Source organism: Paenibacillus sp. S-12 (genome assembly GCF_030363895.1).
Lineage (GTDB): Bacteria > Bacillota > Bacilli > Paenibacillales > Paenibacillaceae > Paenibacillus_B > Paenibacillus_B alvei.
Map to the genome: position 1 here is coordinate 177,743 of NZ_JASIUF010000014.1, position 14,271 is coordinate 192,013.

14 protein-coding genes and 1 pseudogene are annotated in these 14,271 nt (G+C 47.4%); 7 read left to right on the forward strand and 8 right to left on the reverse strand.

Going from position 1 to position 14,271, the window contains the following annotated elements:
• Window positions 1-185: 185 nt before the first annotated feature.
• The 4 genes from NO352_RS14300 to NO352_RS14315 are packed head-to-tail and all read right to left on the reverse strand — an operon-like array spanning window position 186 to window position 2,347.
• Complete coding sequence (locus NO352_RS14300) at window positions 186-473, reverse strand: hypothetical protein (protein ID WP_289355956.1); 288 nt, start codon at window positions 471-473, stop codon at window positions 186-188.
• Window positions 474-498: 25 nt separating this feature from the next.
• On the reverse strand, window positions 499-1,065 hold the full coding sequence (locus tag NO352_RS14305) for a hypothetical protein (RefSeq protein WP_005546275.1): 567 nt from the start codon (window positions 1,063-1,065) through the stop codon (window positions 499-501).
• Entirely contained in the window at window positions 1,065-1,721 is a 657-nt protein-coding gene (locus NO352_RS14310; protein ID WP_262866572.1) for a hypothetical protein, read from the reverse strand. The genes NO352_RS14305 and NO352_RS14310 overlap by 1 nt, the downstream gene beginning before the upstream one ends.
• A 17-nt stretch (window positions 1,722-1,738) precedes the next feature.
• On the reverse strand, window positions 1,739-2,347 hold the full coding sequence (locus tag NO352_RS14315) for a hypothetical protein (protein ID WP_005546271.1): 609 nt from the start codon (window positions 2,345-2,347) through the stop codon (window positions 1,739-1,741).
• A 394-nt stretch (window positions 2,348-2,741) separates the two neighbouring features.
• On the opposite strand from NO352_RS14315, the gene NO352_RS14320 reads away from it, so the two are divergent.
• Window positions 2,742-4,457, forward strand: coding sequence for an alkaline phosphatase (locus NO352_RS14320; protein ID WP_289355984.1), 1,716 nt, complete (start codon window positions 2,742-2,744; stop codon window positions 4,455-4,457).
• A gap of 81 nt (window positions 4,458-4,538) precedes the next feature.
• On the opposite strand, the gene NO352_RS14325 is transcribed toward NO352_RS14320, so the two are convergent.
• Window positions 4,539-5,030 carry a sensor histidine kinase gene (locus NO352_RS14325; RefSeq protein WP_353961260.1) on the reverse strand — a complete coding sequence of 164 codons (492 nt, stop codon included), beginning with the start codon at window positions 5,028-5,030 and terminating at the stop codon, window positions 4,539-4,541.
• A gap of 107 nt (window positions 5,031-5,137) precedes the next feature.
• On the opposite strand from NO352_RS14325, the gene NO352_RS14330 reads away from it, so the two are divergent.
• Complete coding sequence (locus NO352_RS14330) at window positions 5,138-6,427, forward strand: PucR family transcriptional regulator (protein WP_289355957.1); 1,290 nt, start codon at window positions 5,138-5,140, stop codon at window positions 6,425-6,427.
• Between the two features lie 184 nt (window positions 6,428-6,611).
• Window positions 6,612-7,742, forward strand: a complete 1,131-nt coding sequence (ald, locus tag NO352_RS14335) for an alanine dehydrogenase (protein ID WP_005546262.1) — start codon at window positions 6,612-6,614, stop codon at window positions 7,740-7,742.
• A 206-nt stretch (window positions 7,743-7,948) separates the two neighbouring features.
• Here the strand turns inward: ald and NO352_RS14340 are convergent, their stop codons facing one another.
• Window positions 7,949-9,001, reverse strand: a complete 1,053-nt coding sequence (locus NO352_RS14340) for a YeiH family protein (protein ID WP_289355958.1) — start codon at window positions 8,999-9,001, stop codon at window positions 7,949-7,951.
• Window positions 9,002-9,424: 423 nt separating this feature from the next.
• On the opposite strand from NO352_RS14340, the gene NO352_RS14345 reads away from it, so the two are divergent.
• The 3 genes and pseudogenes from NO352_RS14345 to NO352_RS14355 all read left to right on the forward strand — a co-directional run bounded on the left by NO352_RS14345 (window position 9,425) and on the right by NO352_RS14355 (window position 11,061).
• Window positions 9,425-9,508 (forward strand): putative holin-like toxin, encoded by an 84-nt coding sequence (locus NO352_RS14345; RefSeq protein ID WP_268593777.1) that lies wholly within the window; start codon window positions 9,425-9,427, stop codon window positions 9,506-9,508.
• Window positions 9,509-9,772: 264 nt separating this feature from the next.
• Window positions 9,773-10,125: pseudogene (locus NO352_RS14350) on the forward strand (DUF4260 domain-containing protein).
• Window positions 10,126-10,170: 45 nt separating this feature from the next.
• Entirely contained in the window at window positions 10,171-11,061 is an 891-nt protein-coding gene (locus NO352_RS14355; RefSeq protein ID WP_005546255.1) for a LysR family transcriptional regulator, read from the forward strand.
• 1 nt (window position 11,062) lies between these two features.
• Here NO352_RS14355 and NO352_RS14360 read toward each other — a convergent pair whose 3' ends face one another.
• Together NO352_RS14360 and pdxR are read right to left on the reverse strand one after the other, a co-directional pair.
• A complete protein-coding gene (locus NO352_RS14360; protein WP_289355959.1) occupies window positions 11,063-11,908 on the reverse strand; it encodes an HAD family hydrolase in 846 nt (281 codons plus the stop codon).
• Window positions 11,909-11,991: 83 nt separating this feature from the next.
• The gene (pdxR, locus tag NO352_RS14365; RefSeq protein WP_289355960.1) at window positions 11,992-13,452 is read right to left on the reverse strand and encodes a MocR-like pyridoxine biosynthesis transcription factor PdxR; all 1,461 of its coding nucleotides are present in this window, start codon (window positions 13,450-13,452) and stop codon (window positions 11,992-11,994) included.
• A 110-nt stretch (window positions 13,453-13,562) separates the two neighbouring features.
• On the opposite strand from pdxR, the gene NO352_RS14370 reads away from it, so the two are divergent.
• A complete protein-coding gene (locus NO352_RS14370; RefSeq protein WP_262866569.1) occupies window positions 13,563-14,204 on the forward strand; it encodes a LysE family translocator in 642 nt (213 codons plus the stop codon).
• Window positions 14,205-14,271 lie beyond the last annotated feature (67 nt).

Consider the following 14,271-nt stretch of genomic DNA (forward strand, 5'->3'; position numbering starts at 1 on the left):
GTCCACTTCCTCTCGAATGAATCCTTGTGTTGTGACGCATTGCGCAATGTTTTTTCAGCTGATTCACACACTCAGACGGGGCATTCAATCAAAAGGTTGCACAAATGATTTTCTCCATATTTTACTAACCCATTTACTCAAACTCACATAGTTGCATGCGCCATACTAGGTTTCCGTCTTAAAAATTACGACAGTACGCCTGTCATCGCCCAAATCCAAATCCCCACGAATCCAAGCACAATCCCGATTAAGAACAACATAAACAACTCCGAACCGAAAAACCTTTTCACTAAGCTCCCGACTAGGGCCACGAGCCCGATAACGCAACCAATAAACAACACGATCATGAAAGGACGAGTTAATAACAAGTGCTGCACAGAGGGCTGCAATAGCACATAATAACTTCCCCCGCCAACCAGTACACCCACTGTAAAAAGGAATGCCAGCAGTACACAAACTGTTGATTTTTTCATAGGCCGCTGCTCTCTTTTATCCTGGCTAAGCCAGCTCTCCCTGGGCGATTTCCGTCTTACGCCCGCGCGAGTTCACGATCGTGATACTGATCGCATCATATCCATTGCGCTTCGCCTCATCGAAGTTGCACTTTTCTCCGCTAATCAGCTCCAGCTTCCCGTCCTCATCCACTTCTTCTTCGAATTCCTCATCCCAGTCGACGTTGTAATAGACGGTTACGAAAACTTCAAACAAATCCTCTCCGTCTCCATCCACATAAGGAAGCAGCGGCTTCCGCTCATTGTGCTGCTCCGCTGTGAAGGTGTCGCACAGCATCGCATCATAACCATGCTTGCATCCATCAAACAGCACGTAGCGTTTCCCCGTGTCTGGATCCTCTGCAATGATGAGCGGCGGAGCAAAATCAGTCGATGAAATCAGATCATCGATGAGCTCCCCATAATAGAAAATATGGAATTTCTTCGCTCCGCCTTCAATAGACAACCTTCCTGTCCACTCTACCTCATGCCATGTCGCCGGACTCTCCGGAATTGCAATGCCGTCCAAATAAGCAGGGCCTTGTCTGTAGTCAATTTGATTCATCAATTTCATCACGTCCTATCTAGTGTCATCATGATCGTTACGATACGATTGTTATCGTCAACTTTCAGCTCTACCGTAATGTCTAATTTATCTTTGAACAGCTTCGTTACGTTAATGTAGCGGTCGATAGCCTCAGAAGTTCCCCCGCCTCCCGTTGACCGAGACATGCCGGCATTAATAATATCTTTCACATAGTCCTTGTCCACGGGAGCGGCAGGATCATACGTGTACACATGATTTCCATTATCATCAAAAAATTCATATGTATTCGTGTAATCATTCGCATTCTCATATTTCGAAACCGTTTTGATATACGTATGCTCGCGTTCTGTGTCATATCCAACCTTGCCATCTAAATATGGGTTCTCCTTAGAGGATTTCACCTCGTATTTTCCATATGCCAGCATAAACAATTCTTCCATGTCGCCGGGATCCGCTCGATAATAAAACTGCCGTTCTTCCTCCTTCTTATCCATCGCGGACATGGAGTTTAGCAGAGGCCATGCGTCATACTTTTTACCGTCCTTTTCGATTGCTAAGGCATACTTGCTCAACACTACCTCACCTTGGAACACGCCAAATGAACGAAAAATAAAGTATGCAGGAATGCTTAACCCCACAAGGACAAAGAGTACGATGGCCATTTTATGCTTGAGTTTGCTCATGCTGCCTCCTTATGCAATTACATATCTTTATGCTGAAGCTTGTACAGCAGCTTCACGATGGCCTCCCGATTCTTCGCATCCTTCATATAGGCAGGCAGCGAATGGGAAGCTGTACGCTTGATTACGCCAGCAGGCTTCTCACGCAAATCTGCCGATATATAGCGGATCAAATAGTTCAAATGCTCCCAATTGGCAGCCCATACGGGCTTACTGCGGAAATAATCCAAATAGTACAGCTCCAATTGAAAGACAGGATCCCGTTCATCTCGAAAATCAGAGTAGCAGCCAGTATACGTCAGCGCCCTGCGCAAAGGCACTTGATTCACAGCTGAACAATGAGGACAAGCGATACGTATTGCCTTCTGCGTCTGCTGCTTGTGATCGGTAACCTGCTCATTGAACCATCTTTCGCATACTGCGCAAACACCGCTAGCACTGCACCGATAAGCCTCCGGTTCCTTTTCTTGATGGAAGCATGAGGTGCACTTCACCATTAGTCCGCATTCCCCTTGAGAAATATAGGCCAGACCTTTACACTTCGGGCACTTTACAGCAACCTCTTCATTCCGGCGCAATATCGCATAAAATCGAAAAGGAAGACCAAGCGGGTCTATAAATCGTTCCATGATGTCTTTCCTCCTTCCGATATTTTTACCAAATCATTACCAAGTATAGGTAACCTCTTACGAACAATCAATAGACTCCCTGATTATCCTTGCAGGTCTTCTGTCCCATTTCTCTTCAATTACCCAGCACTCCCAGCCTAAATCAATAACACTCGACCTGTATTTTCAACATGCCATTCCCAACATTCTATGTCATTAACCTTTTCCTGCTGTAAGTGTAAGCAACAAATCTGGCATATACGTATGAGATCTATAATAGGCATATATAAGATTTACAAAATTTTCAAATCTATTTGATTTACCAATTACATTTATTTACACAATCGCTAACAAACCTTGTCTACAATAAAGCTGTATATTACATACTTGGTTGGAGGGATTTCGGTTGAATAAAATGTTACGCAAATCGTTGGTGACGACGCTGGCGCTTCTCATGCTGCCGTTCGGAGCAATGCAATCCGATGCAGTATTGGCTAAAAGCGCCGTGAAGCCGCAAACCGCTTCGAAAAATCTCATTGTCCTTATTGGTGACGGCATGGGACCTGCTCAAGTAACTGCCGCACGAATCTACTCGAAGAACAAGCTGAAGCGTCCATCCTTATATATGGACAGCCTGTATGTGGGCCAGGCAACGACCTTCGCTGACAAAGGCGAGGACGGGGATACGATCGTCTCCGGCGAAGTAACAGACTCTGCATCTGCAGCTACTGCATTTGCAACGGGCAACAAAACATACAACGCTGCAATCAGCGTATCGAATGAAGACATTTCGAAGCCAGTCGCATCCGTCATCGAAGCTTCCAAGGCTATCGGCAAGTCGACTGGCCTCGTAACGACAGCTCGTATTACACACGCAACACCTGCGGCATATGCCTCCCATGTCCGCAATCGCGACAATGAGAATGCAATCGCATCCCAATATTTAGAATCGGGCGTTGTTGACGTTCTGCTCGGAGGCGGCAAGCGCCAATTCGTCAGCAAGCAGGAGAAAGGCAAGCGCGAAGACAAGACAATCATTCCTGATTTCGAGAAACAGGGCTATAAAGTCGTATACGACAAAAAAGGTCTGCAATCGTTAACGGCGAAAAACGGCAAAGTTCTCGGTCTGTTCCACGATTCTCATGTGGACTATGTACTGGATCGCAAGCCTGAAACACCAAGCCTTGCTGACATGACATCTGCAGCGATTAAGTCTCTCTCTACGAACCCTAAAGGCTTCACCATGATGATTGAAGGCGGACGTATCGATCACGCAGCTCACGCGAATGATCTGGGTGCCATGATTCAAGAAACGCTTGATTTTGATGCAGCGGTGAAGGTCGCTCTTGATTTTGCGAAAAAGGACGGCAACACTTCGATCGTCATTACGGCCGATCATGAGACAGGCGGCCTTTCTCTGTCCCGTGACAACATTTATGAACTGAATGTCGATGCATGGGGCAAGCAAAAAATCTCCTCCGAGCTTCTTGGGCCACAGCTTGCAAAAGCAGCGTCCACGGACGAAGTGAAGTCGTTAATCAAGAAACATACAGGCTTCACTGACATCACAGATGAAGAAGCCCAATACATCATGCAGGGCGATGGTTCTTCCTACAAACAGGAAGGAGCGTTCAATCAAGTGATGGCGAAGCGTTACTTGGTAGGCTGGTCTGGGCATGGCCACTCTGCGGTAGATGTTGGCGTATGGGCGTATGGACCAATTGCGGAATATGTGAAAGGTAAAATTGACAACACAGCAATTGCAACAAGCATCGCGAAGGTAGCAGGATTGAATCTGAAGAAAGCAACAGCCGCGCTGCAAAGCAAGCACCTGTATCCAAAGTTCAAGGTAAGCCGCGACGGCAAGGTTCTCTTCCCTGCTGTGAAGCTTGCACAAGCGCTGCAAATTAAAGTAACGAATGACAGCACATCGAAAACAACTACATTTGCGAAGGACAAGGTAACCTTGAAGGTAAAAGACGGAGCTTCCGTAACGTTGAATGGCAAAGCAATTTCCATTCCGGTAGAAGTGGAGCACAATATCCTCTACCTGAGCCTTGACGCATTCAGCAAGCTGACTGGCAAAGCTTTGAAGTGGGACTCCTTGTCTGAGCGCATCATTTTGAAATAATCATATCGATTCGTACTTGAATGGGCGGGGTGACAGTGTCACCCTGCCCGTTTCTTTCTAAATGAGGTGTTTCGATGATTATTAGCAACTTTCCAATCTTGTGAGATGCAAATAAAATGACGTCGTCTCGCCTATCGTACTCTTCGCGTAAAGTTTTCCTTTATGCTGCTCGACGATGGATTTTGCGATTGCCAGACCAAGCCCGTAGCCGCCCTGCTGGCGCGATCTCGACGCATCGGTTCGATAGAAGCGATCAAAAATCCGAGACAGATGCTCAGGCGCACTCCCTTTGCCTGTATTGGACACCGTAAGAACGACATCCTGATGCTGTATTTTCAGAGAAATGGTTACGGATCCGTTCGGATTCGTATACTTGAGGGCGTTATCAAGCAAAATGAGAACGACCTGCTTAATTGGTTCACTGCTGCCATGCACCATCAAATCAGGCTCGATGTCATAGTCCCATTGCAACTGTTTCTCGAAAATAACGGCTTCCATCATCAGCAGAATCGTTTCCACTGCTTCACTCAAATTGAAGGGATGATAGAGCATGGTGGCGCGGTCGCTTTCCATCTTATGGCACACTGGATGTCGGCATTTAAATTGATGAATCCGGCTACAAAACGATGGATTTCATGCTAAAATAGTCATGATCTTCCTATCGTTGAGGAGCCATGTGCATGAATAAAATAAACCATCTTTTCGAACAGCATTTTGACAGTCTGGAAGCGGTTGCCGACACCGTCAGTGATCTGCTGCAGTGTCCTGTCACAATTGAAGATGCCGGACATAAGCTGCTTGCGTACAGCACGCATCATCCGGGCACCGATCCAGCGCGGATTGCGACCATTATCGGTCGGCGCGTCCCGGAGCAGGTGATCAGCGCATTATGGAGAGATGGAACGATGCAGCGGCTTATGTCCAGCACAGAACCGATACGCATCCAGCATATCGATGAGGTTGGCCTCGGCAATCGTTTGGCTGTAGCCATTCGCCATCAACAGGATATTATCGGCTACATATGGGTGCTCGACAACGAGCAGCCGCTGCCGGATACCGCCCTTCATACCTTGTCGCGAGCGGCTCAGGCTGCCAAGTCCAAGCTTATGCAGCACCAGTTGCACAGCAGACGGCAGGAGCAGCACAAGCATGATTTCTTCTGGCAGCTTATAACCGGACATCACTCATCTGAGCAAGCAATACGAGAGCACGCAGCTCGGCTAGGCATTACATTCCCATCTGAATATTTCATATGGATCATCCAGTTCAACACCCCTATCCAAGAAAAGCTATACCGCCAAATTCAATATACGTTAAAGACAACACAGCATCTTCGGATATTGCTGCATGTGGTTGAGCGTGACCGTCTCATCATGATGCCGGGTCTAATGCAGCAAGCACAAGCAGGTAATACGCTTCACATGTCTAAGGTGCAATGCCAACAACTTCTTCTCCATATGGAACAGCGATTCGGTGCCTCCCCCACTTGCAGTGGTGCCAGCGATAGCTCTTCATCATTTCTTAACGTATCGCGATCTTATGAGGAGGCAATGACCACTCTTTCCTTAAAGAAGGCATTCCCTGACGAACTCGCTTCTATCCATAGCTACAGCGAGCTAGGCTATTATCGCCATCTGCCAATATTGACCGAGCAGCGTTCCGCGCGCTCCGCGAATCATGCTGCACAGCAGGCTTATCAGCATGATGGGCTGGAGAAGCTGCGTGTATATGATTCCGAACATTTCGGTGAGCTTGTGCATACGATCGAACAATATCTTCGTCACGATTGCAATGTGAAGCGTACAGCGGAAGCCCTCCATGTTCATACGAATACACTGATGTATCGGATAAAGCGCATTGCAGAAGTTGGCGGCATTCATATGGACAGCATGGATGAGAAGATGTCGCTTTTTTTGGAATTAAAATTGCATCGATTGGCAACGATAAACAAGGACAACGAATCTACGTAACACGTCATCCGTTGCCAACCTTCCCTGCGATCGATTACCGATACGCAATTGTCCCTGGCTTTGTGGGAAATACACAAGGACAGGGTATTTTTTTTGGAGCTTGCAACAAAGCGCAAGCGTGATCGACGAATTATACTTTAATTGGATAACCAAACAGGTTCAGGATATATGAGGAGGCTATGCAATGATAATCGGAATTCCTATGGAAATTAAAAATAACGAAAATCGCGTTGCGCTCACCCCCGCTGGTGTAGCTGCATTCCATAAAGCCGGCCATCGTGTCATTATCGAACATGACGCTGGAATTGGAAGCGGTTTCGACAATGCCTCTTATGAACAGGCAGGAGCAACTATTATCCCTAGTGCAGCAGAAGTATGGGCACAGGCAGATATGATTATGAAAGTGAAGGAGCCCCTGTCATCCGAGTACGGTTATTTCCGTCCAGGGCTCATCTTGTTCACGTATTTGCACCTGGCGGCTGAACCTGAACTGGCTCGCGCCTTAATCGAGCACAAAGTAACGGCTCTCGCCTATGAGACCGTTGAAATCAACCGCACACTGCCTCTGCTCACTCCGATGAGTGAAGTGGCTGGCCGTATGTCAGCCCAAATTGGCGCACAGTTCCTTGAAAAGCCGCATGGCGGCATCGGAATCCTGCTTGGCGGTGTTCCAGGCGTACGTCGCGGCAAGGTTACAGTAATTGGCGGTGGTGTTGTCGGTACAAATGCAGCCAAGATCGCAGTGGGTCTTGGAGCAGACGTCACCATTATCGATATGAACGCAGATCGACTGCGCCAACTGGATGATCTGTTCGGCTCCAGCGTAAATACATTAATGTCCAACCCGCTCACGATAGCTGAGTCTGTAGCCGAATCCGACTTGGTTATCGGTGCAGTTCTCATTCCGGGTGCGAAAGCGCCGAAACTTGTCACGGAAGAGATGATTCGCTCCATGCAGCCTGGTTCTGTCGTCATCGATGTCGCAATCGATCAAGGCGGCATTTTCGAGACGGTTGATCGCATTACGACTCATGACGATCCGATTTACGTCAAGCATGGTGTCGTTCACTACGCTGTAGCAAATATGCCTGGTGCTGTGCCGCGCACATCAACGATGGCGCTTACGAATGTTACGGTTCCTTATGCACTCAGCATTGCGAATCTTGGGCTCGGCAGAGCATTGCAGAACAGTCAACCGCTTATGCGCGGCGTCAATACAGCCGGAGGCTCCATCACATACGAAGCAGTCGCTCGTGATCTTGCTCTTCCTTATGTGCCAGTGGAAGAGGCGCTGCATAATGCAAGCGTGATTTAGAATGTAGCGGCAAACAATATATCTTGCATTCTCCCCCTCAGGAGATGTCATAGTCATATTCTGTGCTTGGGACGCTCAGCAATTGGGCGTCTATTTTTTGTTCAGGGCAGAATGATAATAAAGCAAAAAGGTCAACAACCAATGTGTTGGTGTGTTGACCTCTTGTAAAAGTTCTTTCACATATCTTATTGCTAGTAAATATTTATTTATGCCAAGCCGAACCAATGCACTAGCCCGAAGCCAAGAAAGGACAACAGAACGGAGCCAATGAATCCCGCCGCGAACGACTTCATCCCAAGTCTGCGGAACGCTGCGAGATCGACATTCAAGCCAAGCCCAGCCATCGCCATAGCAATGAGCATGTAAGCCGCAATAACAATATATCCAGCAATTGCTTCTGGTACAATTCCCAGTGAATTAAAGCCGCTGACAAGCAGGAATCCGAGAATGAACCAAGGAATTGGCACTTTTGCTTTCTTTACTCCAGCACTATCTCCCGCTTCCCTGCGGCTCTCACGCGACGACCAAATGCCAATGAGAATCGCTACAGGCACAAGCAGTGCTACACGTGTCAGCTTCACAATAACGGCCATATCGACCGCCGCGCTTCCCCCTGGGTCTGCCGCTGCTATCACGTGGGCAATCTCGTGCAGCGTCGCTCCGGCAAAAACGCCGTATCCATTATCCGAAAAACCGAGGATCGGGAACAAGAATGTATAGGCAAGTGTAAAAATAGTTCCTAAAATCGCAACCATGGCCGCGCCGATTGCCGTCTCCTCATCTTTCGCTTTAATTTGCGGTGCTATCGCCACTACGGCCGCCGCTCCACAAATCGCCGTTCCACATGCCGTCAGTATACCGAGTCGCTTATCCACCTTGAATAGTCTCGTAAGCCCATATACGACTGACAAAGTAAATGCAATTACGAGTACTGCGATAAAGAAAACCTTCGGGCCAGCACGTACAATATCCATGAGATCCAAGCGCATTCCGAGCAGAATGATTCCAAGTCGGAGCAGCTTCTTACTTGAAAAGTTCGTTCCCGCTATGATTTGTTTAGGCACCCCGATTGTGGCGCGCCACATGATGCCAATCAGTATTGCGATGACAAGCTGTCCCATAATGCTAAGGAACGGCAATCCTGCAAGCAGCTTCGCTGCAACTGCGATAATTAGCGTCAAAGCAATCCCAAGCGCAAATCCGCTATATTGTTTATTTCGCTTCGGCTTCGTGGCCAGGAGCACTTCCCCGTTATTCATATCCATCCCCCATCTTTCAGCAGGCGCAGCCTGATCCTTACGATGATTACTATAAATGGCTTCGCTCGCAAGGGGAAATACGGATATGCAATCCCTAGCATAAGGAAAACTTATTGTCACTATATTTATCTATTCATAGATAGCATTTATGGTGCCTCTATCCGTTGATGTTGGCTATTTGCCAAGCATGTTCATGATAAATGCAAAACACCTCCAGGCTGTCTTCCCATCTTGTGATAGAAAAACTTATCCATGGAGGTGCTTGAATGGTCTCATAGTTAGGGTTAGTCCGCTCAATATATCGTATATTGCGAAACATGCAATTATATATTCTGACTATAGAAAATTATGGTATGATACAAGAGTACAACTGATTCGGCATGAAGGGCGGTCGGCTAGTCTCCCTGACGGGAGGTGATGCCCATGACAGTGTTCGAAGCACTAACGCTAATGATTAGCTTTGGTACGCTTATTGTAGCGCTGTTATCGTTTAATAAACGGAAATAGACCGCCCCGTAGCAAGGTATCGGTCTATTTCATGTCCGTCTTTGCAGCCGACCGTTCTTACATGCGGCCGTTGTACAGGGATCGTGCTACCAACACGATCCCTTTATTCATTGTATCTCTCTTATTACATATTATACCTTATTGCTGCTGCGAATCAACTTGCAAAATCACACCTTTTCTTCAAAAACTGCCTCTGCCCACTCTTACCCTGCCGGCAATGATTGCGCAAGAGTTTACCTTTACAACAAGATTGGAGGATAATAAATGACAGGAAGTAAAGCATTATTACATGTAGAAGGATTGTTCGTATTATTAGGATGCATCTATTTTTACGAATATCATCAATTTAACTGGCTGCTGTTTTTTGCTTTGTTGTTTGTTCCCGATGTATCCATGATCGGTTATGTCGTTAGTAATAAAGCAGGCGCTTTTATTTATAATGTACTCCATACGTACAGTGTATCACTCGCAACCGTGATGTGCGGATTTCTGTTGTCCAATCAAGCGGTCTTAGCAGTGGGGATCATATGGACGGCCCATATTGGCATGGATCGAATGCTTGGATATGGTTTAAAGTATGCGACAACATCAAAGATACTCATTTGAGCCGATTATAGATCTCATTTTTCATGGATAAGAATTCACGGAGGTTCGTTCACCCTATGATTGTAGATACAATGAAGGTATATGTAGCGGTCGTGGAACAGCGCAATTTCTCGCGAGCCGCCGAGCTGCTCCATCTGTCTCAGCCCGGCGTCAGCCAGCATATCCGCAACTTGGAGCAGGAATTCGGGGTGCAGCTCATTCACCGCTCCCCTAAGCATGTTAAGTTGACCGAAGCTGGAGAGATATTATATAAGCATGCCAAGGAAATGATTGCCCGTTATGAAGCGGCACGCGAAGACATCGGTCTGCTTCGGGATGAGGTTACAGGATCACTGCGGATCGGAGCCAGTTTCACGATCGGAGAATATATATTGCCTCGTATCGTGGCTTCATTCGCTCGTCAATACCCGAGCGTAGATGTCCAAGTGACAATCGCCAACACCGAACAAATTGCCCAATCCGTACGTGCGAATGAGTTGGATATCGGGCTTGTAGAAGGCAAAATCGAATATAAAGACCTTCAGCTTGGCACTCCGTTCATGGAGGATGAGATGGTACTCGTCGTATCGCCCAACCATTCATTTGCTTCCATGCCCACCATCGAGCCGAGCATGCTGCATGACGAGGTATGGGTACTGCGTGAGCAGGGTTCGGGAACAAGAGCTTACAGCGATCAATTCATGAGCGATCTGAAGCTGCACATCAAGCGTTCTTATGTGTTCAACAGCAGTCAAAGTGTGAAGGAAGCCGTCATGGCCGGACTCGGGATCGCAATGCTTTCTTATTGGGTAATTCGTAAAGAGCAGGAACATGGCGAGCTGCGCTTAGTTCACGTTAAGGGCAAGAGCGTCAAGCGGGCGTTCCACATCCTCCAAGACAATAATGCTTCCGCCACGATGGCCATGACGATGTTCATCGAACAGGTTCGGCATTTCAAAATGCGGTAATCTACTCTTTGTTCGCTATTGCGGCCAAGCATGCAGGCAGTTCATGAATGCTGCGAATAACGAAATCGGGTCTAATCTGCTCCGGCAGTTCCGTTCCATCATCATCTCCGAACAGCTTCGTATACAAGCTCTGGCTTTCCCGCTGAAGCTGTTGGCTGCATATCGGCACAAAGGCTGGTTCATACATGCGTTGTTCAGGAGCGAGCTGTTGCAATTCCTGCGGCAGCTTGCGGTGCACCAGGATAGAAGCAGTTCCGAATTGATTGGCCATATACACATCATGATCCAGCCGATCCCCAACATGCGCGGCAATTGAACCGTACTGGCGAACAGCATGGAGCATATGCATATCAGGTTTGCCGCCTCCTGTAGTCTCTGGGGTAACAATTCGCTCGAAATATTGGGCAATGCCTAGAGCTTCAAGCACTGGAAACTGGTATTTATAATATCCGTTCGTTGCTACCGCCAATCGGTATCCGTGCTGACTCAACTGCTCCAGAACAGGCTTAACGCCTCCTTCTAGCAAATAGACCTTCGCAGGCGGCACCGCATGCTTGCGTACAAGCTGCTCTACCTGAATATCAATACTTTGTTCGGCACCTAGTTCAGCAAGCACTTGCCGCAGCATATCGTCCCAATCATAAGCGCGAACTGTCTTACCCGCCTCCATTCGCTTACGATGTTCCTCATAAAGAAGCTTTCCCATATCAAAGCCAGCATCATCGTCAACATCAATGCCGGTTCTCAATTGCTCCCGTACGACACTTGTAATCTCCGGAAAGATCCATGCAGCAAATGGATTCTGCATCAACGTTCCATCCAAGTCAAATGTAATCCAGCTGTTCATTCGCTCGTCCCCGTCCCTTCCCTTTTCCCTTCTAAACTTTTTACCTTTAGAATGTCGTTGACAGAAGTCAGGCAATCAGGCATTCATCCAAACCATGCCTGTCTGAGTCGTTCTACTCCCTTTCTTATCTGGATCAGACTGAGTCCACCGAAGCCGATGAGCAAGGAAGGCTGTTCGTCTTCCTCCTGCTTAATTCGATAAATCGAGATCGGATACACCTTAACTCCAACTGTTCTTGCCGCATCGATTAATTGCTGTTCACTATATTCATGCTTCACTTGAAGCTTGATATGAAGTCCGGAATGCTGCCCTATCACACGGACTCGATCACCCATTTCTTCACTTAACGCTGTCAACAGTGTGCTGTGCTTTTCTTGGTACAGCTTGCGCATTTTCCGCAGATGCTTGTCCCAATGCCCTTCTGTCATGAACCGCTCCATTGTCATCTGATGCAGCTTTGAGGCCGTCTGCTCATAAGCAGCGAATTCAAGCCTATACCGCGCTAGAAGCCACGGAGGAAGCACCATATAGCTTAATCGAATGGAAGGAAGCAGGGACTTGGAGAATGTGCCCACGTATACGACCCGGCCATGCCCATCCAGCCCTTGCAGCGAGGGAACTGGCTTCGCTCCATATTTGAATTCTCCGTCATAATCATCCTCGATAATGATGCTTTCCCGATCGTTCGCCCATTGCAGCAGCTGCATCCGCTTCGCGATAGACATCACCATGCCTTGAGGAAACTGATGCGACGGCGTTACGTATACCGCACCAGCACTCTGTTCTCTTAGATGCTGTACAGATATTCCTTCGGCCTCAAGTGGAATTGGCACTATCTCGTAACCATTATGATAAAAAATTGCCCGTGCGCCGTCATATCCCGGCTCCTCCATCGCAATGGAATGCGTATCTTTGCGAATCAACTGACAGATAAGCATCAACAATTGTTGAATGCCAGCCCCCATCACAATCTGCTCAGGCGTACAATGTACTCCTCTTGATTGGTATAAATATCGAGCAATCGCTCTGCGCAATCCTGCTTCACCCTGACGATGTCCGTATTGAAGCGCCTCATCCCGTCTATGTCGAAATAAATCATTTGCAAGCTTGCGCCATACGATCAACGGGAACCTTTCCCTGTCTACGTTGCCATGACGAAAATCAATTTCAATTCCTGCATCCGTATCGAATACATCCTTTTCATCATCTAAAGAAGCCGTTAATGGCTGCGCCAGCTCTCGTTCAAGCTCTCGTTCGGCTCCTTTCTCGCCACTCTCCGCTTGCTTCACACCTCCTTCAATCGGCATGACGAACAAACCAATTCGGGAGCGGTTCTCTACGTACCCTTCTGCAATTAACTGCTGATAGGCCGCCTCAACCGTATTGCGGCTTAGATGCAAATGTGCCGCCAATGTTCGAATAGATGGAAGCCGCGTGCCTGCTGTCAATGTTCCATTCCAGATTTGCTTCGCTATGTAGCTGTATAATTGCAAATACTTCGGTTCCGAAGAATGATCATCAATATGCGGAGTCAGTTCAAGCATTTCCCCATCACCTCTGTCCCCAATTAAATCTACAAATCTGCCACTTATCAACAGGACAGATAACCAGTACAATAGTACCATTATTTCGCAAGAACAGGAAGGAAGATCAGATGGCTAGCATATGGTTCAGCTATGTATTGCTCGGGCTGTCTCTCTCAGCCCCTGTCGGTCCAATCAGCATCGCTCAGATCAAGGCCGGATTAAAAAATGGGTTCTGGAACGCTTGGTTCCTGGGGCTCGGCGCCATGAGCACGGATGTTATTTTCATGCTGCTTATCTACTATGGAGCCGCTTCGTTCTTAACAACACCGTTCGCTAAGCTCATTCTATGGACGGCAGGGTTCATATTGCTGCTGTATCTTGGATATGAAAGTTTTCGTGAAGCCAGATCTACAGTCCAGATCTCCGATTCCGATGCCAAGAAGCAGCATGTCGGTTCCTCTTTTTTATCGGGCTTTTTACTGGCGTTATCCAACCCGCTTAACATCGTATTTTGGATCGGCATATATGGCTCCGTTATGGCAACAACCATGGATGTGTTAGGCAAGCAGGATACCTTGCTATATAGCAGCGCTATCATTGTCGGTATTTGTATATGGGATCTTTTCGTCGCTGCTGTGACCCATTTCAGCCGCAGAGCCATTACCCCACGCATCATGCAATATGTATCGATTACAGCAGGCATTGTATTTATCGGGTTTGGCATCTATTTCGGCTACTGTGCAGTCAAGCAAGCCCTTTCGTTTTTTTAAACTAATATTCCTGCCAGCATTGCTACTTACAACTTACAACTTATAACTTGCATACAGAAAACATACA